21 protein-coding genes are annotated in these 25,739 nt (G+C 35.4%); 4 read left to right on the top strand and 17 right to left on the bottom strand.

What is annotated here, in order from left to right:
• Positions 1–3 precede the first annotated feature (3 nt).
• From ACNQGD_RS10480 to ACNQGD_RS10495, 4 genes are all read right to left on the bottom strand, one after another.
• Positions 4–435 carry a DUF6146 family protein gene (locus ACNQGD_RS10480; protein WP_417999235.1) on the bottom strand — a complete coding sequence of 144 codons (432 nt, stop codon included), beginning with the start codon at positions 433–435 and terminating at the stop codon, positions 4–6.
• A 194-nt stretch (positions 436–629) separates the two neighbouring features.
• The gene (locus ACNQGD_RS10485) at positions 630–1,580 is read right to left on the bottom strand and encodes a D-2-hydroxyacid dehydrogenase (RefSeq protein WP_417997419.1); all 951 of its coding nucleotides are present in this window, start codon (positions 1,578–1,580) and stop codon (positions 630–632) included.
• A 275-nt stretch (positions 1,581–1,855) separates the two neighbouring features.
• Positions 1,856–2,926 (bottom strand): 3-phosphoserine/phosphohydroxythreonine transaminase, encoded by a 1,071-nt coding sequence (gene serC, locus ACNQGD_RS10490; protein ID WP_417999236.1) that lies wholly within the window; start codon positions 2,924–2,926, stop codon positions 1,856–1,858.
• Positions 2,927–3,019: 93 nt separating this feature from the next.
• Positions 3,020–4,078: an acyl-CoA reductase gene (locus ACNQGD_RS10495; protein WP_417999237.1), complete on the bottom strand. Its 1,059-nt coding sequence runs from the start codon at positions 4,076–4,078 to the stop codon at positions 3,020–3,022.
• Between the two features lie 135 nt (positions 4,079–4,213).
• Here ACNQGD_RS10495 and ACNQGD_RS10500 point away from each other — a divergent pair, with 135 nt between their 5' ends.
• Positions 4,214–4,564 (top strand): 4Fe-4S dicluster domain-containing protein, encoded by a 351-nt coding sequence (locus ACNQGD_RS10500; RefSeq protein ID WP_073207893.1) that lies wholly within the window; start codon positions 4,214–4,216, stop codon positions 4,562–4,564.
• 224 nt (positions 4,565–4,788) lie between these two features.
• Positions 4,789–6,354, top strand: a complete 1,566-nt coding sequence (locus ACNQGD_RS10505) for a protein adenylyltransferase SelO (protein ID WP_417999238.1) — start codon at positions 4,789–4,791, stop codon at positions 6,352–6,354.
• Between the two features lie 109 nt (positions 6,355–6,463).
• Here ACNQGD_RS10505 and ACNQGD_RS10510 read toward each other — a convergent pair whose 3' ends face one another.
• The 4 genes from ACNQGD_RS10510 to ACNQGD_RS10525 are packed head-to-tail and all read right to left on the bottom strand — an operon-like array spanning position 6,464 to position 9,899.
• Positions 6,464–6,931, bottom strand: a complete 468-nt coding sequence (locus ACNQGD_RS10510) for a DUF1456 family protein (protein WP_416847745.1) — start codon at positions 6,929–6,931, stop codon at positions 6,464–6,466.
• A 58-nt stretch (positions 6,932–6,989) separates the two neighbouring features.
• Positions 6,990–8,021 (bottom strand): aminotransferase class I/II-fold pyridoxal phosphate-dependent enzyme, encoded by a 1,032-nt coding sequence (locus ACNQGD_RS10515; RefSeq protein WP_417999239.1) that lies wholly within the window; start codon positions 8,019–8,021, stop codon positions 6,990–6,992.
• 6 nt (positions 8,022–8,027) lie between these two features.
• Positions 8,028–9,038, bottom strand: a complete 1,011-nt coding sequence (locus ACNQGD_RS10520) for a dipeptide epimerase (RefSeq protein WP_417999240.1) — start codon at positions 9,036–9,038, stop codon at positions 8,028–8,030.
• A 45-nt stretch (positions 9,039–9,083) separates the two neighbouring features.
• Positions 9,084–9,899 carry an alpha/beta hydrolase gene (locus ACNQGD_RS10525; protein WP_417999241.1) on the bottom strand — a complete coding sequence of 272 codons (816 nt, stop codon included), beginning with the start codon at positions 9,897–9,899 and terminating at the stop codon, positions 9,084–9,086.
• A gap of 60 nt (positions 9,900–9,959) precedes the next feature.
• On the opposite strand from ACNQGD_RS10525, the gene ACNQGD_RS10530 reads away from it, so the two are divergent.
• Entirely contained in the window at positions 9,960–10,361 is a 402-nt protein-coding gene (locus tag ACNQGD_RS10530) for an excinuclease ABC subunit B (protein ID WP_417994908.1), read from the top strand.
• On the opposite strand, the gene uvrB is transcribed toward ACNQGD_RS10530, so the two are convergent.
• From uvrB to rlmF, 3 genes are all read right to left on the bottom strand, one after another.
• Positions 10,358–12,349 (bottom strand): excinuclease ABC subunit UvrB, encoded by a 1,992-nt coding sequence (gene uvrB, locus ACNQGD_RS10535; RefSeq protein WP_417999242.1) that lies wholly within the window; start codon positions 12,347–12,349, stop codon positions 10,358–10,360. The two genes, ACNQGD_RS10530 and uvrB, sit on opposite strands and share 4 nt — an antisense overlap.
• Positions 12,350–12,478: 129 nt before the next feature.
• Positions 12,479–15,523 (bottom strand): TonB-dependent receptor, encoded by a 3,045-nt coding sequence (locus ACNQGD_RS10540; RefSeq protein WP_417999243.1) that lies wholly within the window; start codon positions 15,521–15,523, stop codon positions 12,479–12,481.
• Positions 15,524–15,736: 213 nt separating this feature from the next.
• A complete protein-coding gene (gene rlmF / locus ACNQGD_RS10545; RefSeq protein WP_417999244.1) occupies positions 15,737–16,684 on the bottom strand; it encodes a 23S rRNA (adenine(1618)-N(6))-methyltransferase RlmF in 948 nt (315 codons plus the stop codon).
• A 156-nt stretch (positions 16,685–16,840) separates the two neighbouring features.
• Here rlmF and ACNQGD_RS10550 point away from each other — a divergent pair, with 156 nt between their 5' ends.
• Positions 16,841–17,707 carry an alpha/beta fold hydrolase gene (locus ACNQGD_RS10550; RefSeq protein WP_417999245.1) on the top strand — a complete coding sequence of 289 codons (867 nt, stop codon included), beginning with the start codon at positions 16,841–16,843 and terminating at the stop codon, positions 17,705–17,707.
• A 3-nt stretch (positions 17,708–17,710) separates the two neighbouring features.
• Here the strand turns inward: ACNQGD_RS10550 and ACNQGD_RS10555 are convergent, their stop codons facing one another.
• The 6 genes from ACNQGD_RS10555 to trmD all read right to left on the bottom strand — a co-directional run bounded on the left by ACNQGD_RS10555 (position 17,711) and on the right by trmD (position 25,673).
• Positions 17,711–18,373 carry a thiamine diphosphokinase gene (locus ACNQGD_RS10555; RefSeq protein ID WP_417999246.1) on the bottom strand — a complete coding sequence of 221 codons (663 nt, stop codon included), beginning with the start codon at positions 18,371–18,373 and terminating at the stop codon, positions 17,711–17,713.
• A 214-nt stretch (positions 18,374–18,587) separates the two neighbouring features.
• Entirely contained in the window at positions 18,588–19,409 is an 822-nt protein-coding gene (locus tag ACNQGD_RS10560) for a DUF4249 domain-containing protein (RefSeq protein ID WP_417999247.1), read from the bottom strand.
• 40 nt (positions 19,410–19,449) lie between these two features.
• On the bottom strand, positions 19,450–21,831 hold the full coding sequence (locus tag ACNQGD_RS10565) for a TonB-dependent receptor (RefSeq protein ID WP_417999248.1): 2,382 nt from the start codon (positions 21,829–21,831) through the stop codon (positions 19,450–19,452).
• Between the two features lie 153 nt (positions 21,832–21,984).
• Positions 21,985–24,207: an NADP-dependent isocitrate dehydrogenase gene (locus ACNQGD_RS10570; RefSeq protein WP_417999249.1), complete on the bottom strand. Its 2,223-nt coding sequence runs from the start codon at positions 24,205–24,207 to the stop codon at positions 21,985–21,987.
• A gap of 265 nt (positions 24,208–24,472) precedes the next feature.
• On the bottom strand, positions 24,473–24,823 hold the full coding sequence (gene rplS / locus ACNQGD_RS10575; protein ID WP_073354306.1) for a 50S ribosomal protein L19: 351 nt from the start codon (positions 24,821–24,823) through the stop codon (positions 24,473–24,475).
• 172 nt (positions 24,824–24,995) lie between these two features.
• The gene (gene trmD / locus ACNQGD_RS10580) at positions 24,996–25,673 is read right to left on the bottom strand and encodes a tRNA (guanosine(37)-N1)-methyltransferase TrmD (protein ID WP_417999250.1); all 678 of its coding nucleotides are present in this window, start codon (positions 25,671–25,673) and stop codon (positions 24,996–24,998) included.
• Positions 25,674–25,739 lie beyond the last annotated feature (66 nt).

Below are 25,739 nucleotides of genomic sequence, written 5' to 3' on the forward strand. Positions count from 1 at the left end.
ACATTATCTTATGGGGACAAAACCAAAAAATTTTTGTTTGTATGTGTTTTGAAAATAAACCAAGTAGTTGTAGATTAAATAATTCACTTCATATCCATAATTAATATTTGGATCATAATTGATGGTCATTTCGTATAGATTGGAGGAATAGCGTTGAGGTTGTAAAACGCGACTATTCCATTCGCTAATCCAAATTAGATTTTTGTTTTCTAAGTAGGTTTGGGAGTGATACCCTCTAGGATATGCTCTTGAAATAAGCCAAGTGCTAATACCCGGATCTATAATTATGACTTCATATTCGAGTTCGTCATTGGCAATTCTTACCGTGTCACTTTGTTTTATAGTTGATTCTCCTTTGCCTGAGAGTATAGGTTTAGAAGTAGTACAACCTATGATAAAACAAAAAAGTAGTAGTATGTAAAAACTATTTTTCATGATTAAAGAATGATTTATAAAGTTACAAAATAAATAATTCGGTATCGTATTATTTTAAAAATTTAATTATCAGTTAGTTGGACTTGGACTTGTTTTTAGAACATAGTGTATTATACAGTAGAAAAGAAATGGAATAAAAAAGGGATTCATTACCATTGTTAATGAATCCCTTTTTATTATTTAATACAAAAATACTAGCCTAATATGCTAATAATTTGTGAAGCTAATTCAGTACCAATTCTATCTTGTGCTTCTCCTGTTGCAGCTCCAATATGAGGTGTCATTGAGATTTTATGATTCATCAAAATAGTCATTTCTGGAGTTGGTTCGTTTTCAAAAACATCCAATCCAGCGAATAATACTTTTCCGCTATCCAATGCTTTTACTAAAGCCACTTCATCAATAACACCACCACGAGCACAGTTTACAATACCTACACCGTCTTTCATGATCGCCAATTGTTTCTCTCCAATGATGTAACCATCTTGAGCAGGAACGTGCAAGGTTATGAAATCAGCTTCTTTGAATAAAGATTCCAATGATTGAGAAACGATCGTTGTCGTGATCGATTGACCATCAAAAAATTCCACTTTAACGTCAACTTGTGGGATAAACATATCAGCAGCGATCACTTTCATACCTAAACCTAATGCCATTTTAGCAGTAGCTTGACCAATACGCCCAATTCCAACAACACCAAGAGTTTTTCCTCTTAACTCAATTCCGTTTGCGTATGCTTTTTTCAAACCTTCAAAGTTTGTATCTCCTTCAAGAGGCATATTTCGGTTAGAATCATGTAAAAAACGTACACCAGAGAATAAATGTGCAAAAACCAATTCTGCAACTGATTCTGATGAAGAAGCAGGAGTGTTGATTACGTGAATTCCTTTGCTTTTCGCATAGTCCACATCAATATTATCCATTCCTACGCCACCACGACCAATGATTTTTAATCCTGGGCAAGCGTCAATAATATCTTTACGAACTTTGGTAGCACTACGCACCAAAACAACGCTTACATTGTTTTCATTTACAAAGTTAGCCACTTGTTCTTGCGCTACTTTTGTCGTTATAACTTCAAATCCACCTTTTTCTAAAGCTAGAATTCCACTTTTAGAAATTCCGTCATTGGCTAATACTTTCATTTATGTTTTATATTTAAAGATTGAAAAATTAAATGATTTAAAGATTCAATCAGGATTTTTTATGACATTGCGAGGAATGAAGGAACCTCATCCTCATATTTAATTTATTATTTTATTTTTCTGGAGCTACTTCCCGCTATCCGTTACAATCTTTTTTTCGGTAAAAACCTCAAAAAAGGATTTTCACTGCTATCGGGGCTAGAATTCCCAGTAGATCAACAGTGGTTTAATTTGGACTAATTGGTTTTCGGTTAAACAAATAACCGGATTAACGATTAAACTTTAGCTTCCAATTCTTTCATTACATCCACCAATACTTGAACACTTTCTAATGGAAGCGCATTGTACATAGAAGCTCTGTAACCACCTACTGAACGGTGTCCAGGTAATCCAGATATTCCTGCGGCTTTCCACATAGCATCAAATGTTTCTGCATGAGCTTCGTCATTCAATAAGAAAGTAGCATTCATTTTAGAACGATCTTCAACAGCTGCAGCTCCTTTGAATAAAGGGTTTCTGTCAATTTCTCCATAAAGTAATGCTGCTTTAGCATTGTTTATTTTTTCAATTGCAGCAACACCACCAAGGTTTTTTAACCATTGTAAGGTCAATAAAGATGCGTAAACAGGGAAAACAGGTGGCGTATTGTACATACTTTCTGCTTTGATATGTTTAGCATAATCCAACATGCTTGGGATTATTCTGCCATTTTTACCTAAAATTTCCTCTTTCACAACAACCAAAGTAGTTCCTGCCGGACCCATATTTTTTTGAGCTCCTGCATAAATCAAATCAAATTTAGAAAAATCCAATTCTCTTGAAAATATATCAGAACTCATATCACATACAATTGGCATATCAAGTGACGGGAATTCCTTCATTTGTGTACCAAAAATAGTGTTGTTACTCGTGCAATGGAAATAATCAGCATCTGTAGGTACAGTATACCCTTTTGGAATATGATTGTAATTTTGTTCTTTTGATGAAGCGACAACAACGGTATCTCCAAAAAGTTTTGCTTCTTTTATAGCAGCTGATGCCCATGTTCCGGTATCAAGATAAGCTGCTTTTCCGCCTTCTTTCATTAAATTATAAGGAGCCATCAAAAATTCTAAACTAGCTCCGCCAGCAAGAAATAAGGCGCTGTATCCTTTGCCTTCAAGGCCTAAAAGTTCAATAACAATTGCTCTTGCTTCATCCATTACGGCAACGAAGTCTTTGCTTCTATGCGAAATTTCTAAAAGCGATAACCCAGAATCGTTAAAATTTAATATTGCTTGTGCTGATTTTTCAAAAACTTCTTGTGGTAAAATACAAGGTCCTGCGCTGTAGTTGTGTTTTTTCATGGTGTAGTTTAAGTCCAAAAAATTAAAGTGCAAATTTCGGCAATAGGAATTTAAAAGGCGTTAAATAATTCGAAATAATTAAACATATTTCAGCTATGTTGTTAACAAAAACGAAATAGTATCGATGTTATCCGCGTAATTCCATAATTTAGGTTTTTGGGTTTGTCCAAAACCAATACTGTCCGCTATAAGATTGTCACTTACAATGCACTGAATTTGCTCATTTTCTGATTGTAATCTCATTTTCAGCTCATTGATGTTCTCATAAAACTCATAAAACACACTGGAAATGGGCGATGCATGGCTTTTGTCTTCTTTTATTGTCAAAAAGCCATTGTCTAATAGTTTGAAATTACTCATCAGGAAAACTGCTTTATTGTAATCGTAATTGTTAGCATATTTTTCATAATGTATTACATCTTGGTATTCGAATATTGCTTCAAAAAAGGCATCAAATGTGTATCCTTTTGGGACAAAAAGTTTTGAAACATTGCGACAACCCAATCCAAAATAGCGAAAAATATCTTCCCCCAAAGCAGCTAGTTGCTCTTTGGTTTCTTTTCCATTCAAGACAGCAATTGAGTTTCTGCTTTTTCGAATGATAGAAGGTTTGTCTTTAAAATAATATTCAAAATAACGCGCCGTATTATTGCTTCCTGTTGCTATTACAGCATCAAAATTCTCTAATTTTCCCGCTGCGAAAGTGATGTTATTGGCTAGTTTAGGGTCAACTGCTAGGATGTACTTTGCTAAAAAAGGCAACAAATGTTGGTCATTTGTAGATGTTTTTACCAATACATTATTTCCTGTAATTAAAACCGAAAGAAAGTCATGAAAACCCACTAACGGAATGTTTCCGGCAAGAATTAAGGCGATGTTTTTTGGCTCTTTTATTGGAAAATCATAAGCAGAAAGCCATTGATTTAAGTTTTCTGCAGTTAATGCTTCAGCCCAAGATTGAATAGAAAAATAGACTTGTTCCGGTGTATACCATCCATTATGGGATTGAGATAATTTTATTAATGCTATGAAATCTTCAAAAAACACATCGTTGTGCAAAACACTCGGATTTCGGTAAGTATTATCTTCAGAAAATTGACTTAGGAATTTTCCTAATTCAACAAAAACACTTTTTTTTGTTTCTAATGTCATAATGTTTGCTTATGAATAGTTTTGATTGTAATTTTGCACAAAAATAAGCATAAATATGTCTAATGTCAAAAGTCCTAATGTCAAAAGAATTTTGACGTTTGACATTAGACATTAAGACTTTAAAACTATAGAAAAATGGCAATTATTATAACAGACGAATGTATCAACTGTGGTGCTTGTGAACCAGAGTGCCCAAATACAGCAATATACGAAGGAGCAGATGACTGGAGATATAAAGACGGAACAAAACTGAAAGGGAAAGTAATTTTGCCTGATGGAACCGAAGTAGATTCTGATGAAGCTCAAACTCCTATTTCTGACGAAGTGTACTACATTGTACCAGGAAAATGTACAGAATGTAAAGGTTTTCACGATGAACCACAATGTGCTGCAGTATGTCCTGTAGACTGTTGTATTCCGGATGATAATCATGTAGAAAGCGAGGAAACGCTACTAAACAGACAAGCGTTTTTACATAACGAATAAAGATTTAATTTTGATCTAAAAAAATCCTGTTTCGACAGGATTTTTTTGTTTCTAGATTTATTTATTAAAAATTATTTTAGAATTTTTTTGAAGGGTTTTTAGGGAGGTGTTTCTTTTAGCTAGAATTTTTAGTTCCTTAAAAATCATAAAAATAAATAAAAGTATAAATAATACTGACTTACAACAGTTACCTTTACTAGTGTAAAAAATCTTTTTTAAATACTATGAAACTTCATTTACAAAATAATTTTATAACTGAATTACCTGCCGATCCAAATGAAAACAATTCGCCAAGACAGGTTGAGCAAGCTTTTTATTCGTATGTATTGCCCAAAAAACCTTCAAATCCTTCTCTGATTCACGCTTCAAATGAAGTGGCAAATACTATTGGTCTTTCTTATGAAGATATACTTTCAGCTGATTTTTTAAATATTTTTTCAGGAAGCACCGTTTATCCAGAAACGAAACCTTTTGCATTGTGTTATGCCGGACATCAATTTGGGAATTGGGCAGGGCAATTAGGTGACGGTCGGGCTATTAATCTTACTGAAGTGGTTCATGAAAATAAAGCATATACTTTGCAACTGAAAGGAGCTGGGCCTACACCATATTCCCGAACAGCAGATGGTTTTGCAGTTTTACGATCTTCCATTCGAGAGTATTTGTGTGCCGAAGCCATGCATTATTTGGGTGTCCCAACAACACGTTCGCTTTCGTTAATGCTTTCTGGCGATCAAGTATTGCGTGATGTTTTGTATAATGGAAATCCTGCCTACGAAAAAGGCGCAATTGTTTGTAGAGTAGCTCCATCTTTTATACGGTTTGGTAGCTTCGAACTGTTTTCTTCTCGAAAAGACTATGTTAATCTCAAATTATTAGCTGATTTTACCATCAAACATCATTTTCCTCATATTCAAGGGGAAGGTGTCGGGAAATATCTGGACTTTTTTCATGAAGTTACCCAAACTACCCTAAACATGATTGTGCACTGGCAACGTGTAGGTTTTGTTCATGGCGTTATGAATACCGACAACATGTCCATTCATGGCATTACCATTGATTATGGACCTTACGGTTGGTTGGAAGACTATAATTCCAGTTGGACGCCTAACACAACGGATAACCAACATAAAAGATACCGTTTTGGCAATCAACCTGAGATTGCGCTGTGGAATATGTATCAATTGGCCAATGCTTTGTATCCTTTGATTCAGGATGCTAAACCGCTGGAAACTATTTTGGACGCTTTTAGTACTGATTACGAAAAGGAGTTTTTGAATATGATACAAAATAAACTCGGGTTCCAAATTAAAAAAGAACAAGATGTAGTTTTGATTCAGAGTTTGACTCAATTGCTGGAACAAGTAGAAACCGATATGACGATTTTCTTTAGAAATCTGGGGAATGTTACTAAAGCAGATGATGCAACAACAGCTTTCTATACAATAAAAGATGCGTTCTATAACGAAAAGGATTTGAATGAAACGATCTTGAAAGATTGGCACGACTGGTTTGAGAAGTATACTATTCGAATCAAAGAAGAAACGCTATTAGATACTGAAAGAAAAGAGCAAATGAATAGCGTAAATCCAAAATACGTATTGCGAAATTATATGGCGCAGTTGTGTATTGATGATGCAGATAAGGGAGATTATTCGCTGCTAAAGGAGTTATTTGAAATGCTTAAAAATCCCTACGATGAGCAGCCAAATTTTCAAAAATGGTTTGCCAAAAGACCGGATTGGGCCCGAGATAAAGTGGGGTGTTCTATGTTAAGCTGTAGTTCTTAAAGTGTTTTTTTGATAGAATATTATATATACTAAAAATCCTGAACTCTCGTTCAGGATTTTCTTAATTTATAGATTTATCGTAGAGAGGCTTCAGTGCCTCTCTACATATTTACGATTTTTTATTCTTACCGAAATTAAATTTCACTTTTTCCACTATTTGAACTTTTGGAGCTCCTTTTGAAAATTGTTTTTTGAACGGTTTCTTTGCAGCAGGCTTCGATTTTGAAGGTGCTTCGTCGCCTCTTGATTTTTCTTCGTCTCTTGGTTTTGCCTTAAATTCGGGTCTGTCTTTAGCTCCTTCTTTTGCAGGAATTTGCGCTTTATGTTTGGCTAAAACATCGTTTGGATTTTTTGGATTTTCTTTCGTTCCACGCAAGTGAATTACTAAAGCGTTTAGGAAATTACGCAACACTTGGTCACCACATTCCATATAATTTTCATGTTTTTCATCACGGAAAAAAGCACCCAATTCTGATTTAGTGATTCTAAAATCTACTAATTCTAATATTTCAACTATTTGATCGTCACGCAACATTAATGCTACGCGAAGTTTTTTAAAGATATCGTTATTTGTCATCATATTCTAATTTTTTACAAAGGTACGGTTTAAAAGCAATTGCACCACAATTTTAGATTTAGAATTGGTTTTGGTTCAGAATGTGAATTATTTTATCCAAATCTTCTTTTTTGTGATTGGCAGTAATCACAATTCGATTCAAATCCTTAGTGTCAGTCGGGTATTTAAAATTGGTTACTATAATTTTATTCGAAGTGAAAATTTTATTTATTCCTTCAATTTCAGGATAAATTAAAGGGTAATTTGGATCAAAATCAATTGTTTTATTTTTAATTAAATGAGCTTCTACATAATTCAAATTGTCTTTTAATTTTTGATGCTGTTGCAAATAAATCGCTGCCGCATCAGCCATAGTTTGTACAAATGCCGCATTCATTCCGGCACTGGAAACAAAAGTATCGTGAACGGTCATTTGATTAATAAATTCAGAGTCGCTGGCAATTACGCCTCCCGTCAATCCGAAAGCTTTTCCCAAAGACGCTATCATGATTTTTCTTTTAATATTAGGAAGATCAATATTCGAAAAAATTCCGCAACCATTCGTCCCTAAAATTCCAAGCGAATGGGATTCGTCTACAATCAAAGTTATTTCTTTATTGGACGGAATTAAATTTAGAACTGAAAGATCGATTGGTTTTACATGAAAAGAAGGAACAGCATCGGTTAGAATCGTAATTTTTTCAGGTACGTTATCCAGCAAACGAGGATTTAATTCATTTCCAATAAAAAAAGGAATACTATTTATCGCTTTGATGGCAGTGTGTGTATCAGGAAAATGAAAAAATAAATCCGTTTCAGGTGTTAATGCTTCAATAACTAATTTTCCTGCTAACATGCCAGAAGAAAGGGTAAGAGCTGCATCCACTTTGACGAAATTGGCTAAAAATCGTTCGCCGTTTTCGTAGGCGGTCAGTTGAATGTTGGCGCTTCTGGAACTCCCGTAAGCGGTTCCCCATTGTAAAATATTTTGAATAAGCAGTTTTTGGAATTCAGGATGTGTTGGTATACCCAAATAGGCCGTTCCACCAAAATATAAATAGTCTGTATTGTCGATTTCTATTATTCGATCTGGAAATTGGTTAACTTTCATTTAAAACTAGATTAAAGTTACACCCGTACCATTTAAGTCGGAATAGCTTATTTTTCCAAAATCTATGGTTACACCAGTTGCAATATCTTCTGCCAAAAGCAATGCTCCGTCCATATCGACATAATCCAGTTGCGGCAATAAATGCGCAATTGCCGATATCCCTACAGTTGATTCGGTCATACAACCGACCATCGTTTTTAAACCTAATTTCTTGGCTTCGTCAATCATGCGTCTCCCGGGAGTTAATCCGCCACATTTTACTAATTTGACATTTACGCCATGAAAATGATGGTGACATTTGGCCACATCTTCTTCTATAATACAACTTTCGTCAGCAATTATTGGTAAAACAGAATGTTTGAAAACTTCCTTATGTCCTTCCCAATTGTCTGCTTTCATGGGTTGTTCCAAAAATTCTACGCCTATTTTTTTTAACTCGACTGCATTATTTATGGTTTCTTCCACTCCCCAACCACAATTGGCATCGATTCTAAAAATGGCATTCGTGTGTTTTCGTAACTCTTTTACAATGGCAATATCTTCTTTGGTTCCCAATTTTATTTTATAAATCGGCCAAGGCAATTCCTTCATTTTAGCAACCATTTTTTCTATGGAAGCTATCCCAATAGTATAATCGGTCAGTGGATTTTTATCGATGGAATAATTCCATAACTCGTACAATTTCTTTCCTTTTTTTCGAGCATACAAATCAGTATACGCCATGTCCAAAGCGCACAAAGCAAACATATTATTTTTTAAGTAAGGATGAATTTTTGTCCAAAAATCTTCGGGTGTTTCATTTGTTATAGTTTCAATTACAGATCGAATTTTTTCTAAATCCTGCATCATCATTGAAACGGTTGTCCTATAATATGGATTAGATGTCGCTTCGCCAAAACCGGAGAATCCGTCACTTTTTAATGTTACAATCAATGAAGGTTGGAAGTCAATCGATTCTCTTGAAATCGTAAAGGTATGTTTTAATTTAAGGTTGTATTCTCTTAAGATTAGTTCCATCTGAATCTGATTTAGTACTTAAAATTAATGTATTTATCTTTTAAATTAATAACCGAGCCATAAAACGGCTTTGATAAAACCATCGCGCCATAACTTTTCATTGTGTTGTCCTCCTTTTACGATTTTCTTTTCATTCAAATTGAGGCAATAACATCGTTTAGTATTAATTAGGTGTTCCATCTTATTGAGGTCAACAATCATAGAATCATCGTCACCTTCCTTATCTCCGCAAAGGAAATAATATTTTGTTTTTTGCTTATTATTTTTTTCTTCTAATTCGAAAATTTCTTTGCGGTTAATCCAAAAAGCGGGCGAAAAAATACCTGCTTTACCAAACACTTCAGGATATTTTAAAGTTGCGTAAAAGGAAGTCAAACCACCTAAAGAACTTCCCATGATAGTGGTGTTTTTTTTCTCCGGTTTTGTACGGTAAGTTTTATCAATTTTTGGCTTCAACGTTTTTACTATGAATTCTAAATAATCAGTTGCTTTTCCGCCACCATATTTTGCATTTTTATAGGGCGTTAATTCCTCTAAACGTTTGTCATTTCCGTGTTCGATTCCTATGACAATGACTTGTGCATTGAGACTGTCCAATTTTTCATCAACATTCCATTCCCCAGAATAGGAAGTTTTAGCATCAAATAGATTTTGGGCATCGTGCATGTAGATCACGGAATACTTCTTTTTTGAAACCAAGTAATTTTTAGGAAGATATACCCAGATTTTCTTTGCTGTTTTAAGTTGCGGTGCCTCAATAGTAAAGGTAGAAACTTGTTTTGAAGCGGTACTTTCTTGAGCGAAATTTTTTACTGTCGAAAAAAGTAGTATGATAACAATTAACTTAAGTTGTTGAATCATTGCTGGTATTTTGTGGTTTTATTTAAAAAAATCAATATTTTAGCTAAAAATAATAATTTCATGGATACTTACGAGGAAAAAAGAAGCTTACTTTTAGAGATGATTGCTTTTTCTACAGTTGACGGACAATTGCACAAGCGAGAATACGATTTTTTGTTTATTGTTGCCAATGAATTAAATATAGAAAAAGGAGGATTCAATGATTTGTTTCATCAGGAATTACCCCAATTACCTATTAAATCAAATTTTCAACGCATTCAACAATTTTACAGATTGGCTTTATTAATGCATAGCGATGGTGTTTTGCATAAAAAAGAAACTGTCGCTATCCAACAAATAGCAATTGACATGGGACTCAATCCAGAAGCTACGAAACGTATTCTTAAGTTAATGAAGGAAGCGCCAAATGTAATTATTGATGGTGAAGTTTTATTAAATGTTTTTCAGGAAGAGCAGAATTAAGTCAATTGTCCTTGCAACGCTTTTATTTCATCACGTAATTTTGCGGCCTGCATAAAGTCCAATTCCTTTGCTGCTTTTTCCATGTTTTTTCGTTTTTCCCGAATGCGTTTTTCTATTTCAACTTTTGATAAATATTCAGTAACAGGTTCGGCTGCAATTGAATTAGTGTAGCCTAATTCATAATCTGCCAAAGGATTTTTAGTAAAGGCGCTCTCAATCTTTTTATTCAAAGCTTGAGGAACCAAATTATTGGCAGTATTGTGATTCATTTGTTTGGTTCTGCGATAATTGGTTTCGTCAATGGTTTTTTGCATGCTTGCCGTAATTTTATCAGCGTACATAATTGCTTTTCCATTCAGGTTTCTTGCTGCGCGACCTATTGTTTGCGTAAGCGAACGATGGCTTCGTAAAAAACCTTCTTTGTCTGCATCTAAAATTGCTACTAGAGAAACTTCGGGTAAATCCAAGCCTTCACGAAGTAAATTCACACCAATTAGTACATCAAAAATTCCTTTTCGCAAATCTTGCATAATTTCGATTCGTTCCAAAGTATCTACTTCAGAATGAATATAACGGCAACGAATATTGACTTTGGTTAAATATTTGGCCAATTCTTCCGCCATTCTTTTGGTTAAAGTGGTTACCAAAACGCGTTCGTCAATTTCGGCTCGAACCTGAATTTCTTCGATTAAATCATCAATCTGGTTTAAACTTGGTCGGATTTCGATTATTGGATCCAATAATCCTGTGGGACGAATTACCTGTTCCACAACGACACCTTCTGTTTTTTGCAATTCATAATCGGCTGGTGTTGCCGAAACGTAAATTACTTGGTTCTGCATCGCTTCAAATTCTTCAAACTTCAACGGACGATTGTCCATCGCAGCCGGAAGTCGGAAACCATATTCTACTAAATTTTCTTTTCGGCTTCTGTCCCCGCCGTACATGGCGCTAACTTGAGAAAGAGTCACGTGACTTTCATCCACCACCATTAAGTAATCTTTTGGGAAATAATCCAATAAACAAAATGGTCTTGTTCCTGGTAAACGACCATCAAGGTAACGGGAATAATTTTCAATTCCGGAGCAATAACCAAGTTCGCGAATCATTTCCAAATCAAAATTGGTGCGTTCTTCCAATCGTTTTGCTTCCAAATGTTTTCCAATTTCCTTGAAATAATCGACTTGTTTTACCAAATCTTGTTGGATTTCCCAGATGGCACCCTGCAAAACATCGGGAGAAGTCACAAACATATTGGCTGGATAAATCGTCAGTTTATCAAATTTTTCAATGACTTTAGAATTTTTTGTATCAAAACTTTCAATTTCCTCGATTTCATCACCAAAAAAATGAACGCGATATGCTTCATCTGCATAACTAGGATACACATCTACTGTGTCACCTTTTATTCTGAAACTTCCTGGATTAAAATCGGCTTCAGTTCTGGAATATAAACTTTGCACCAGTTGATGCAATAATTTAGTTCGGGAGATGATTTGTCCTTTCTCAATTGGAATCAAGTTTTTCTGAAATTCGATAGGATTTCCAATACCATACAAACACGAAACCGATGCCACTACTAAAATATCTCTTCGTCCAGAAAGCAACGAAGCGGTTGTTGACATTCGCATTTTTTCCAGTTCTTCATTGATGGATAAATCCTTTTCGATGAAAACGCCGGTTACGGGCATAAACGCTTCGGGCTGGTAATAATCGTAATAAGAAACGAAATATTCCACGGCATTATTCGGGAAGAATTGTTTGAATTCTGAATATAATTGTGCCGCTAAGGTTTTGTTGTGTGCCAAAACCAAAGTTGGTCTTTGTACTTCCTGAATCACATTAGCAACCGTAAAAGTTTTTCCAGATCCGGTAACTCCCAATAACGTTTGGAATTTTTCACCATCAATAATCCCCTGAGTCAATTTTTCAATCGCTTGGGGTTGGTCGCCTTTGGGCTGGTAATCGGATACTACTTGGAAATTCATTTAAAATAAAGGACAAAGGTTAAGAAAAACAAAGGTACAAAGTTTGGATTCTTTTTTTAGCAAAGTTTAAGCCAAAAAAAAAAGCCACCAACTTTTAGTTGATGGCTTTCCATACTATAAAATATTTTTCTAGAAACTGAAGCTTAATCTGGCAAAAACAAAACGACCGTTTTGACCAAATTGAGAGGTGTTTCTTGAATATACAAATTGATTTGCATTTGATAAATCGATTGTCGATGGAGCAGCTGTATAATCGATAGCTCCTGACACTAATCTAGGTTTGATTGCAGTTTGCGTTCCAAGATTCATATCTGGATAAATGTCAAAAATATTATTAGCTCCAACAACAATTTTTGTAGCATCAGTAATTTTGAAACCAACTGATAAATCAGTAATTATTTTAGCGCCCCAGATTGGGTGCTCAATTTCTACTGCTTGTCCATTTACAATTATGCCTTCAACTCTTCCGTCTCCATTTACGTCTGCCGTATTTGGATCAGTAACTTTACCAAAATAAACATTTCTTAAGAAGAAATCGAATTTTTTATAGCTAATAGAATTGGTTAAATTAGCTTTTACTCTAGGAATTGCTTCTTGCAGATAAACTCTACTTGCTTCGGAGTAGTATCTGTTTATCTGACCTGCCGCTTCAAGTACAGGCGAAGCGTTAATCTGTCCAACTCGGTAAGTATTAGAAAAAGTTCCTGATAAATCTGTTTTCAAAGAAACGTTGTTTCCAAAACTGGTTTTATGACTAATCACAACATCAATTCCTTTTGATTCGGTGTTAATTGCATTAGCAAAGAAAGTAGCTGCTGTAGCTCCTGCTTCATCGAATAATGCATTCAAAACTGCGTTTGGAGTTCCTGCTGCAGGAGTTCCGCCCGGTCTTGAGAATTGATCGGTAAGTACTACTCTGTCGTCAATTTGTACAATATAAGCATCAGCTGTTAATGTTAGATTAGCTGTTGGAATTTTCGCAGTAAAACCAACGCTGGCACTTTTAGATTCTTCTTGTTTTAATTTAGGAATTCCTAACAATTGCGCTGCTTGTGAATCATTACTGAAAGTTCCTACTTCAAATGGGACACCACCTACGAATTGTGTTGCGGTTGAATTGAAGTAGATTTGGTGTAATGAAGGCGCTCTAAATCCAGTTGAAACTGCACCACGTAAATTGATATTATCAGTTACTTTATAACGAGTCGCTACTTTGAAATTAGTGGTGTTTCCAAAATCCGAATAGTTCTCAAAACGAACGGCTCCATTTATTAACCATTTGTCTGTAACGTCTAGTTCTAAGTCAGTATAAACGGCGACACTATTACGGTCTTTGTCAATTGCATTTGCAGGGCGGAAACCAGGAAATACTTGAGAGCCATTTGGTCTTGCTGAACCAAAAAAGTCTGTCACTCTAATATTTGACGCTGTTGTTCCTGTAACTACTCCTCCGTTAATGTCATATAAATTATAAGATTCTGGCTGACCTGCATTTATAGCGAAGTTTTCATGACGATATTCTGCACCAAAAGCAACATTTAATCCTTCGAGAACATCAAATTTTCTGTTCATGTCAAAATTTGTTGTGTTTTGGGCGAAAGCCAAACCACCGGCATCAAATTCAGTTGGAGACTTTTCTCGTAAAGAGGCATTCACTGTATTCTCAACTCCGTAATCAAAAGCATTTCTTCCAAAAGTGTTACTTAAGTCAAAATTCCAATTTTCGAAAATCATACCTCTAAGACCGGCTGCAATGGAGACGTCGTTGATTGTTGAATGTATTTCTGGTAAAAATCCGTTTGGATACAATCCTGTATATGATCGGGCTTGATTTGGTCTTCTGTAAAAACCTGCAGCTTCACCATTTCTATAACTAGTTCCTCCGAAAGCATACGCTTCTAATTTGTCAGTAATCGGATAGGCGGCATTTAAAAAGAATTGAGCACTTTTTAAAGAAGATTGTCCTACTCTCATATTGAAATTTCTTCTTTCAAGACCTCGATACGCTAATTCTCCGGCAGTTGCATCAAAATTTAATGCTGTTTGCATTTGAGAAATTGTAGCAGCACCAGTAATAGCAGTTTGTTGCGCTGCTGTAAAATAACCCACTGTAGGAGCATATTGTTTTATTGTGGTAAGTATTTGTACCGTATTTGGAGTATTATTAATATTTCCAAAAAGAGCATTAATATTTGTTCCAGCTTCTGCAGCTCTTTGTTCAACAGCATTATAGGCATTAAATAAATTACCGGTCACATCTTTTGCTCGGCTAGTAGCATCTCTAAGTTGAAAACTGGCAGTTGCATTAATAAAGCTTTTCTCTTTACCAAGACCAGTTCCGTAATTTAAGTCTAATTGGTAATTAGCACCATCAATACCACCAGTATGATCATTAGCTCCTTTTGAAAGATTTCCTCCTCCAAAAAGGGCAACATCTAATTTATTGGTATTTTTCTTGACGTTAATGTTGATTACACCTGCAATAGCATCAGAACCATATTGCGCTGAAGCGCCATCTCTCAATACTTCAATTTTTTCGATTGCAAAAGCAGGAATCGCATTTAAATCTGTTCCAACAGATCCTCTTCCAGGGGAACCGTTAATATTTACTAAAGAAGAAGTATGTCTTCTTTTGCCGTTTATTAAAACCAATACCTGATCAGGACCTAAACCTCTTAATTGTGCGGGATCAATGTGATCCGTACCATCCGCTACGGTTGTAGTATTTGACGTAAACGATGGCGCAACCATATTCAAAATTTGATTTAAGTTGACTTGTGGACCTTGAGAAGCAATGTCTTTCATAGAAATCACATCAATTGGTACAGCAGATTCTGTAACAGTTCTGGTAGGATTTCGAGAACCTAGCACAACAACATCTTGAAGTGTTTCACCACTTCCTGTTAAAGTAACGTTTATTGTAGTTCCTGTTACAGTTACCGATTTAGTTTCAAGTCCTACATAAGAAAACTGCAAAACGTCTCCGATTTTTGCAGTTATTGTGTATTTACCATCTATATCTGAAGTAGTCCCCTTTGCAATTCCTTTAACTATAATGGTAGTTCCTGGTAAAGTGGCTTTGGAGTCGTCAGTAACAACACCGGAGACCTTAATTTCCTGAGCAGATATTCCTGCTGAAAAAATTAAAGTTAGAATAAAGAAAAGTTTTTTCATTTTTGGTTATTTAAAGTTATGACCGTAAAAATACTACTTAAATAACGTTAATTTGGATAAAAATGATCAAGATATTTGTTAAATGGTGAATACTTATCTATTTCCAATTTTTTTTATGAAAAAGCTAATTTGTATTCTTCTCACTGAAAATGCAATAATTTTTTTGCTAGAGATATTTGATATCTAACCTGATTATGGAGGGGTATACTGGTTTTATTCGAACTTCCAAGTATTTTGTTGGGCTTCACTCAAAAAAGTCCAAGCTACAATTCGGCTTGTTTTTTGGCCTTGAGCCATATCAATCGTTTTAATTTCGACAGCACTTACCTTGTTTAATGTTTTGTAAAGACTGGATAGATTCTCTTTTTTAGAGACTAAAGTCGTGAACCATAAACATTGCATTGGGTATTTTGCACTTTCGTAAATCATTTGGGTAATGAAACCTAATTCGCCGCCTTCACACCACAATTCAGCATTGTGACCACCAAAATTTAAAACTGGATTTTTAGTTCTGGTATTTTCCAGATTATTAATTTTTCTTATGGAAGATTTTGTAGCCTCTTCTTTTGAATTATGAAAAGGAGGATTGCAAATAGTGAATGTAAACTTGTCTTCGGGAGTGATTATATTTTTAAAAATAAAACGCAATTCCGTTTGTTGTTGTAAACTGATGGCATCAATTAGTTTTGGATTATCCTCAATGATAGCGCTGCAATTTTCAATTGCTTTTAAATCGATATCTGTTCCTATAAAACTCCATCCGTATGCGGAATTACCAATTATTGGATAAATGCAATTGGCACCAACACCAATGTCTAAACCTTGGACAGTTTCTCCTTCAGGAATGATTCCATTGTTGCTTGAAGCTAATAAATCGGCTATATAATGGATGTAATCGGCTCTTCCGGGAATGGGCGGACATAGATAATTTTTAGGAATATCCCAGTTTTGAATATCATAATGCGATAATAATAACGCTTTATTGAGTGACTTTACGGCATCAGGATTACTAAAATCAATAGTCTCAATATCATGTTCGTTGATAGAAACAAAATGCTTTAATTCAGGAGATTTGTCTATTAATTGCTCAAAATTATATCCAAATCTATCTAGATTTCTCGGATGTAAATTAGTCTTTTCGGTAATCGTTTTCGGTTTCATTTTCTATATTTCGATGCAAAGATAAGCATAACTATTTTGTAAAAGGACAAAGACGACTTTGACCCATTAGACAGATCTAAAATAAATCATAAAATTAGAATATTGCCGTTTTTTAGAACCATAAAAACGGGTACTTTTATAAAAAATACAAATAGTATGAGTTTTATACCCGCTACATTTCATTTTAAAAAGAGATACATAGCTTACAGTTTAATTTTTTTGTATATCGTAATGTGTCAGTCTTGTATGACGATGCGATTTTCGAATAAAGAGACATCAAAATTTTTTGCTCCATCAAAAATAGAATTTCAGGATAAAACAATTGCTTTTGAAGGCTATAAAATTCATTATGTTGAAACGGGTAATATGCAAAATCCAACATTATTTTTTGTACACGGTTCGCCCGGAAGCTGGAATGCCTTCAAAGAATATCTTAAAGATACTTTATTGCTGAAAAAATACCGAATGATTGCGATTGATCGACCGGGTTTTGGATACAGTGATTTTGGCGATGCTCAAAATTTAAGCATACAATCTCAAAGAATATCGGAGTTTATAAAAAAAATAGATAATAAAAAGCCGCTAATTTTGGTGGGGCATTCTGTAGGCGGACCAGTTGTAGCTCAATTGGCTGCGGATAATCCTTCTTGGTACAAAAGGTTGGTGATACTGGCTGGATCATTGGACCCGAAAGCTGAAAACCCAGAGAAATGGAGAACGGTTATCAAGGCAAAGCCTTTGCGGTATTTGATTCCCGGAGCATTGCGTCCTTCTAATGATGAGTTGTGGTGGCTGAAACAGGATTTGGTAGCTCTAGAGCCGGAACTAAAAAAAATTACTTGTGAGGTTACGATTATTCATGGAACTAAAGATGTTTTGGTACCGTACAGTAATGTTGCCTTTATGCAAAAAATGTTCGTCAATGCAAAATCAATGGACACAATAACGATCGAAAAAGCGAATCATTTTATCCCTTGGAGTCATTATGAAATTGTGAGAAATGCATTGTTGACTATTCAATAAATGCTAATCCAGACATTCCATCATCAATAAATCCCCTTCGTCATGTTCTATTGTCACAATGCCGTCTTTGATCGCGTGATTGCTGCTTCCGGTTCTGTAACCAATGGTCAGACTATCATCTTTTAATGGATAGAATAAATTATTCGAATGAATTCCAGTCACATGACCAATAGGAATTAATGAAATAGGAGTGTTTGCTGTATACCATTTTTCGAATTTCTTAGGTAATAAAAACACTCTTGAATGATCGTCCAGAATAACAATCTTCAATAAATTTCTGTATCGTGTAATGTTAGTCAGATTGGTAATCGTATGATCGGCTCTACGTCCAGTTGCCCAAACGACATTTACTGCGGGAATTTTTCTTTCGATTAAATAGTCAAAAGCCTTTTCTAAATCAGTTTTATTCTGGTCCGGCGTATGAATGATTTCGATTGGGTATTGAGATATTTTATAAATTTCAGGATCAAATCCTCTGTCAAAATCCCCTAAAAGGACATCGACTTTGATGTCTAATTCCATGACGCGAACCATAGCCGAATCTAAGACTACCACAAGCGGCGACCATTCCAGTAATTGACCCAATAGTTCCGGGTTACAGGAAGCGCCATTGGCAATTATTAAAGCAGGCTCTTGGTCATCGCGAACGATATGGTGTGAAGACATAGTTAATTATGAATTATAAATTATGATGTAAAAGTAAATAAAAGTTCTCGTTTTATCTCTTGCATACTAGCCCAGATGGCAATGAAAACCAAAACAGGTTGTGAACTTTAGTTTTCCGGCAGTAGAAGAGCGACCAAAGGAAGCTCCTTATACGGACTGGAAACCTGTTTAGAACCTGTTTTTGGTTGTAATGAACAGCTGGATTAGCTCCTAATTATTCAATCGTGTAATTTCTAACATCGACTTCACTGAGGGAGAAATAGCCCAAAGGATAATTTGCCCCATCGGTGGTATTGATGATGTTTCCTCTTACGGTTGCAGGCGGAGATTGAAACGGTCCGCCGCCATTATTTCCAGCAATACTTACTAAAACACTCATGTAATTGTAGTATGCTTTAGAAATCCCAAAGTGGCTTATTTCAATTTTATCCTCTTTTTTTAAATCATCATTTTGAGAGATACTGAAGAATTCGTTTCCGTTAAAAAACTCGTCTTGGTCTACATAAAAGTTTGATTTTACTTGGTTCGAATACACGTATTTGTACAGGTAATAATTACTCTCATCCGCCGGATCCTGATAAAATGTTTTAATTTCAACATCAGTTCCAGTAAATCCACCTTGATTATTTTGAACAATTTTAGTTATTGGCGTAACGGGTTTTAATGTTTCGGTTGCGGTATACGTATTGCTTTTGCTGACAACAGTTAGCGTATAGGTTTCGTTGATTACCGGAATAAAAGTAGCGCAAGCATATTCGCCGGTATTTGCAATTTCTGAAAAACTGAAAACTACATTAGAACTGTTTTTAATGGAAACTGTTGCTCCGGAAACTTTTGGAATTTCAGTACTGTAAAATCCGGTTGTAGTGGTTAGTTTTATTTTCTGTTGGCTTCCTGAAGTTCCTTTTTTCCAATTGATTGCTGCTTCAATAACCAGTTTTGGCGGTGCATTGTCTAAATCTACTTCGATAACATCTTCACAGCTTGCTGAAAAAACAGCAATAATAAGTATTAGATATAGTGTTATTTTTTTCATGATTTTATTTTTTATTTCTTTGCCTTATTGAATTCGAAACTTAAAATTTGAAATTATAACTCACCGCAGGAACTACTCCAAAAATAGAAGTTTTTATAGCTTCATTGCTTCCGGTATCTGAGTTTTGTCTAAAATTGATAGAGGCGGCATTTTTTCGATTGTACAAATTGTAAATGCTAAAAACCCATTCTCCTTTCCATTCTCTGTTTTTGTTTTTTCTTGGAGTCAATGTTGCGGCAATGTCCAGGTGGTGGTATGCCGGAAGACGATTTTCATTTCTCAGTCCGTAACTGGGTACATTGATTCCTAAATATTCATATTGCCCAACGGGATAGGTTACCGGTTGCCCGGTTTGCAGAGCAAAATTAGCTCCAAAAGACCATTTTTCATTTAAATTGTAAGAAGTGGTTATGGCAATATTGTGTAATTTGTCATATACTGAATTGTACCATTGGCCGTTGTTGATTCCGGTTTCGATACGTGTCCTTCCCGGTGTTTGTTGTTCTGATTTGGATAATGTATACGAAATCCAGCCATTAAATTTACCTTCGTTTTTTCGGAACATGATTTCTACACCGTAGGATCTTAATTGGCCGTTCAGGATTATTTGTTCGATGGCTTTATTGGCAATCAAATCAGCGCCGTCAATATAATCCAATCGGTTTTGCACTTCTTTATAATAGGTTTCTACTTCAAGAGAATACATGTCGTTTTCGAAGTTTTTAAAATAACCCAAAGCCACTTGATCAGCAATTTGTGGTTTGATGAAACGATCGCTTGGCGTCCAAACATCAAGCGGAGTAGGCGATGAGGTGTTTGAAATCAATTGTAAATACTGCACCATTCTGTTGTAGCTTGCTTTTACAGATTGGTCATTGTTGATTTGATACGCCAATGAAAAACGCGGTTCCAAATAATTATAACTTTTAAGGACTTTATTTCTTTCATAAAACTTTGTGCCAATTGGAGTTGCTTTTTCATAAATCTGTAATTCTGAATTGAAAATTACCGGATTATCATTTTCATAAATATTCACGGTAGATTGTCCCAAACGGTAAAACATACTATAGCGAAGTCCATAGGAAAGTGCTATTTTATTGGAGATTTCGTGATCAGCATTGATGTAAATAGCCGGTTCGAAAGCATATTTTTTATCCAATTGAGCAAAATTAATTCCGGAGTTCGCGTCAGATGGTTTGATAGTTCCGGGATTGAACTCGTAATAAATTCCGTTTACCCCGTAATTTAATTTGAATTTGTCCGAAATATAATTCTTGAAATCGTATTTGATATTGTAGTTTTTAATGCCGGAATCCCATTTGAAACCTACAAAATCCAAATCCAAACCGTAATAATAATCACTGTAAATAAGCGATAAATTCGAAAATAATTTTTCAGAAAACAAGTGGTTCCAACGCAGGTTTAAAGTGGCATTTCCATAAATGTTGGTGAAGCTTTTGTTCAGGCTAAAAACATCGCGTCCAAAATAACCGGATAAATACAGGCTATTGTTTGAATCTAATTTATAACTCAATTTCGTATTCAAATCATAGAAATATGCCGAGTTGTTTTTTTGTTCCTCGGAAAGTTTCAGGAATAAATGCGCATAGGAACTTCTGCCGCCAATAAGGAACGAGCCTTTGTCTTTTACCAATGGTCCTTCGGCCAAAATCCTGCTGGAAATCAATCCGATTCCTCCATTGACATGAAATCCTTTACTGTTGCCGTCTTTTTGATAAATATCTAAAACCGAAGAAGCTCTTCCGCCGTAGCGAGCCGGAATTCCGCCTTTGTATAACTTTAAATCTTTGATGGCATCTGGATTGAAAACAGAGAAAAAACCAAAAACGTGTGAAGAGTTAAATATAGTTGCTTCGTCTAGTAAAATCAAATTTTGGTCGGCACCGCCACCACGAACATTGAAACCTGAGGCGCCTTCGCCAGCATTAGTAACGCCAGGAAGTAATAAAATAGATTTTAAAACATCGACTTCACCCAAAACAACCGGCATTTTTTTAATAGCAGAAATAGAGAGTTTATTAACGCTCATTTCAGGCTTCTTGATGTCAGTTTTTGTTTTATTATCGGTAATGATTACTTCTTTCAAAGCGGTTTCATTACTGTATAAATTAAAATTATTTTTTATATTTTGGTTCAGATTTATTGTTTCTTCAATGGTTTGATAGCCCAAATAACTGATTTGTATACTGTATGTTCCTTGTGGTACAGTGATGGAATAAAAGCCATATTCATTAGTGGTTACGCCGGTTTTTAATGCTGGAATTACAACATTGACACCTATTAAAGTTTCATTACTATTGGCATCAATAATAGTTCCGCTTAGCGTGAATTTCTCTTGAGCGAAACCAGAGAACGAGGATAATAATACAACTAAAAAGGGAATAATTTTCTTTGGTGTCATTGTTTAAATTTTATCAGAATGAAGAATTGCAAATTACATTAAATAGAATTTAAATTGGTATATAACAGATGTTAAGGTATTGCTAATATAAAAAAAAGACAACTGTTTCCAGTTGTCTTTTCAATAGTATTGCTAAAATTATAAAGCAGTTAATTAAGCGATTTTTGCCAATATAGTATTGAAAGTTTCGCTTGGACGCATTGCTTTGCTTGTTACTTCAGGATTTGGTTGGTAATGGCCCCCAATATCTTGTGGTTTTCCTTGTGCTGCAATTAATTCGGCATTGATTTTGGCTTCGTTTGCTGCAAATTCTGCTGCAATAGGAGTAAAGATCGCTTTCAAAGCAGCTTCTTTATCTTGCGCTGCCAAAGCTTCTGCCCAATACATAGCCAAGTAAAAATGAGAACCGCGGTTGTCAATTCCGCCTAGTTTACGTGCGGGTGATTTATCAGTTGCCAAGAATTTCTCCGTAGCGACATCAAGAGTTTCCGCTAAAACAATTGCTTTAGAATTGTTTAAAGTTTGTCCTAAATGCTCTAACGAAGCACCTAAAGCCAAGAACTCACCAAGAGAATCCCAACGCAAATATCCTTCTGCTGTAAATTGTTCTACGTGTTTTGGAGCTGATCCACCGGCACCAGTTTCAAACAAACCACCACCATTCATTAATGGAACAATAGATAGCATTTTTGCAGATGTTCCCACTTCTAAAATTGGGAATAAATCCGTCAAATAATCACGTAATACGTTTCCTGTTACAGAAATAGTATCTAATCCTTTGATGATTCTTTCTAATGTGAAGTTTGTTGCATCTATAGGATTCAGGATTTGAATATCTAAACCGGTAGTATCGTGATCTTTTAAATATTTTGTAACTTTTTCAATAAGTGCTCTATCGTGTGCTCTGTTATTATCCAACCAGAAAATCGCTGGAGTATTAGACAAACGGGCTCTGTTTACCGCTAATTTAACCCAGTCTTGAATCGGAGCGTCTTTTGCCTGACACATTCTAAAAATATCTTTAGCTTCAACGGCTTGTTCCATCAAAACATTTCCATTGGTGTCAACAACACGTACGACTCCGTCTGCAGTCATTTGGAATGTTTTGTCATGTGAACCGTACTCTTCTGCTTTTTGTGCCATCAAACCTACGTTTGGTACACTTCCCATTGTAGTTGGGTCAAAAGCACCGTGTTTTTTACAAAAATCAATAGTCGCTGTGTAAACACCTGCATAACTTCTGTCTGGTATCATAGCTACGGTATCTTGTTGTTTTCCTTCTTTATTGAACATCTGTCCTGAAGTACGAATCATGGCTGGCATAGAAGCATCTACAATCACATCCGAAGGAACATGAAGATTGGTAATTCCTTTTTCAGAATTTACCATAGCTAACGCTGGTAAGTTTGCAATCGCTTGGTTTAATGCCGCTTCCACTTCAGCTTGCATTGGTTTTCCTGCAATTTTTGCATACACATCACCTAAGCCGTTTCTGGTATCAATGTTCAATTCATCAAATAAGGCAGCGTATTTTTCGAAAACAGCTGCGAAATAAACTTCTACGATAGCTCCAAAAATAATTGGATCAGAAACTTTCATCATGGTAGCTTTCAGGTGAACTGAAAGTAAAAGGTTTAATTTTTTTGCTTCTGCAATTGTTTTGGCAACAAAAGTTTTTAAAGCGTTCAGGTTCAATACTGAACTGTCGATTATTTCACCTGCCTTTAGTGTTGTACTCGCTTTCAGGACAGTAGTTGAGCCATCTTTAGCAACGAATTCGATTTTTACATCAGTGGCATCAGCAAGAGTAAGTGATTTTTCACTTCCGTAAAAATCACCGCTTTCCATAGAAGCTACGTGTGTTTTTGAGTCAGCAGACCAAGCACCCATAGTGTGTGGGTTTGCTTTAGCGTAATTTTTTACTGCTTTTGGCGCTCTACGATCTGAGTTTCCTTCGCGTAAAACTGGATTCACTGCTGAACCTAATATTTTAGAGTATTTAACTTTGATGGTTGTCTCCGCTTCGTTTTGCGGTTCTTCAGGGAAGTTTGGTATAGCATATCCATGAGATTGTAATTCAGCAATAGCTGCTTTTAATTGAGGAACAGATGCCGAAACATTTGGTAATTTTATAATGTTAGCTTCTGGGGTTGTTGCTAATTGCCCAAGTTCTAATAAAGCATCTCCTGTTTTTTGATCTTCTGTCAAAAACTCCGGAAAGTTTGCTAAAATTCTTCCGGCTAAAGAAATGTCTCTAGTTTCAATTTCAATGTCAGAAGTTGCTGTAAATGCTTGTACAATAGGTAAAAATGAATAAGTTGCCAATAAAGGCGCTTCATCAGTAAGCGTGTAAAAAATTTTTGATTTCTGTGTCATTTTTTTATTTTTATAATCGAATCACGTTAAATGTAGCTTATATAAGGTGTTTCACTTAAAATAAGGCGGACAAATATATGAAAATCAGATGTAATAGAAGGTGGGTTTTATGTAGAAAAATACGATTTTTAAGATTATTAACGTGTTATTCTTATATTGTTAGTTTTATAGGTTCATTAATCCTAAATTAGGAATTTATAAGGAAAATAGTAGACAAAAAAAAGTCCCAACATTGTTGGGACTTTTATAATAAAGAGACAGTAAACTATCTTCTTTTATCTTTAATTTTAGCTTTTTTACCAGTAAGTTCTCTGAAGTAGAAAATTCTAGCTCTACGTACAGCACCTTTCTTATTGATTTCAATTTTTTGTAAAGCAGGAAGATTTACTGGGAAGATACGCTCCACTCCAATAGCTCCAGACATTTTACGGATAGTAAAAGTTTCTGTGTTAGCAGAACCTCTTCTTTGGATAACAACTCCTTTGAAAAACTGAGTTCTAGTTTTTTCACCCTCTCTAATTTCGTAGTAAACGGTAATAGTATCTCCAGCTGCAAAAACTGGGAACTCTTTTCTTGTTACGAATTCGTCTTGAACGAATTTCATTAAATCTGCCATGATAATTTTTTTAATTATGGTTTGTATTAAATCAACATTCACGGATCTCGCCAGAGGTTGAACTAATGTGGCCGCAAAAGTAACTAAAAAAGTTTAATGTTTAAAGTTTTTCTTGTTTAAAGTTTAGAAGTTCGGGACTACGAACTTTAAACCTTAAACTTTAAACAATTTTTTATTCCTCCAGCAAATCCGGTCTTCTATTCTTGGTGTGTTCGTATGCCATATCTTCGCGCCATTTGTCAATTTTGGCAAAATTTCCGCTGGTCAAAACCTCCGGAACTTTCCATCCGTTGTAATCGGCTGGTCGTGTGTATATAGGTCCTGACAATAATCCATCCTGAAAACTATCGGTCAATGCCGAGGTTTCATCGCCCAAAACACCAGGAATCAATCGGATTAAGGCATCCGATAATACCAAAGCCCCTAATTCACCTCCGCTCAAAACATAATCACCAATTGATATTTCTTTGGTGATAAAATGATCGCGCACGCGCTGGTCCACGCCTTTGTAATGTCCGCAAAGGATGATAATATTTTCGTACATCGACATGGTATTCGCCATTTTCTGGTTCAGGGTTTCCCCGTCTGGCGACATATAAATGATCTCGTCGTAGGTTCTTTCACTTTTCAAATGTGTAATACAGGCATCAATAGGTTGCACCGTCATGACCATTCCAGCACCCCCGCCATAGGGATAATCATCTACACTTTTTTGTCTGTTGGTGGTATAATCCCGTAAATTATGAAAATGAACTTCTACTAAACCTTTGTCAATAGCGCGTTTCATAATCGAAGCCTCAAACGGGCTTCGCAATAATTCTGGGAGAACGGTAACAATATCGATGCGCATAATTTTGAATCTTAGTTTGAAAGTTGCAAAGGTACAAAGATGCTGAGGTTTTCAAATAACCAAATC

Source organism: Flavobacterium glucosi, assembly GCF_048286535.1.
Classification (GTDB): Bacteria; Bacteroidota; Bacteroidia; order Flavobacteriales; family Flavobacteriaceae; genus Flavobacterium.

Bases quoted from the DNA above. Each gene is read 5' to 3' on its own strand.
- ACNQGD_RS10480 (WP_417999235.1), bottom strand. From the start codon at position 435: ATGAAAAATAGTTTTTACATACTACTACTTTTTTGTTTTATCATAGGT.
- ACNQGD_RS10485 (WP_417997419.1), bottom strand. From the start codon at position 1,580: ATGAAAGTATTAGCCAATGACGGAATTTCTAAAAGTGGAATTCTAGCT.
- serC (WP_417999236.1), bottom strand. From the start codon at position 2,926: ATGAAAAAACACAACTACAGCGCAGGACCTTGTATTTTACCACAAGAA.
- ACNQGD_RS10495 (WP_417999237.1), bottom strand. From the start codon at position 4,078: ATGACATTAGAAACAAAAAAAAGTGTTTTTGTTGAATTAGGAAAATTC.
- ACNQGD_RS10500 (WP_073207893.1), top strand. From the start codon at position 4,214: ATGGCAATTATTATAACAGACGAATGTATCAACTGTGGTGCTTGTGAA.
- ACNQGD_RS10505 (WP_417999238.1), top strand. From the start codon at position 4,789: ATGAAACTTCATTTACAAAATAATTTTATAACTGAATTACCTGCCGAT.
- ACNQGD_RS10510 (WP_416847745.1), bottom strand. From the start codon at position 6,931: ATGACAAATAACGATATCTTTAAAAAACTTCGCGTAGCATTAATGTTG.
- ACNQGD_RS10515 (WP_417999239.1), bottom strand. From the start codon at position 8,021: ATGAAAGTTAACCAATTTCCAGATCGAATAATAGAAATCGACAATACA.
- ACNQGD_RS10520 (WP_417999240.1), bottom strand. From the start codon at position 9,038: ATGGAACTAATCTTAAGAGAATACAACCTTAAATTAAAACATACCTTT.
- ACNQGD_RS10525 (WP_417999241.1), bottom strand. From the start codon at position 9,899: ATGATTCAACAACTTAAGTTAATTGTTATCATACTACTTTTTTCGACA.
- ACNQGD_RS10530 (WP_417994908.1), top strand. From the start codon at position 9,960: ATGGATACTTACGAGGAAAAAAGAAGCTTACTTTTAGAGATGATTGCT.
- uvrB (WP_417999242.1), bottom strand. From the start codon at position 12,349: ATGAATTTCCAAGTAGTATCCGATTACCAGCCCAAAGGCGACCAACCC.
- ACNQGD_RS10540 (WP_417999243.1), bottom strand. From the start codon at position 15,523: ATGAAAAAACTTTTCTTTATTCTAACTTTAATTTTTTCAGCAGGAATA.
- rlmF (WP_417999244.1), bottom strand. From the start codon at position 16,684: ATGAAACCGAAAACGATTACCGAAAAGACTAATTTACATCCGAGAAAT.
- ACNQGD_RS10550 (WP_417999245.1), top strand. From the start codon at position 16,841: ATGAGTTTTATACCCGCTACATTTCATTTTAAAAAGAGATACATAGCT.
- ACNQGD_RS10555 (WP_417999246.1), bottom strand. From the start codon at position 18,373: ATGTCTTCACACCATATCGTTCGCGATGACCAAGAGCCTGCTTTAATA.
- ACNQGD_RS10560 (WP_417999247.1), bottom strand. From the start codon at position 19,409: ATGAAAAAAATAACACTATATCTAATACTTATTATTGCTGTTTTTTCA.
- ACNQGD_RS10565 (WP_417999248.1), bottom strand. From the start codon at position 21,831: ATGACACCAAAGAAAATTATTCCCTTTTTAGTTGTATTATTATCCTCG.
- ACNQGD_RS10570 (WP_417999249.1), bottom strand. From the start codon at position 24,207: ATGACACAGAAATCAAAAATTTTTTACACGCTTACTGATGAAGCGCCT.
- rplS (WP_073354306.1), bottom strand. From the start codon at position 24,823: ATGGCAGATTTAATGAAATTCGTTCAAGACGAATTCGTAACAAGAAAA.
- trmD (WP_417999250.1), bottom strand. From the start codon at position 25,673: ATGCGCATCGATATTGTTACCGTTCTCCCAGAATTATTGCGAAGCCCG.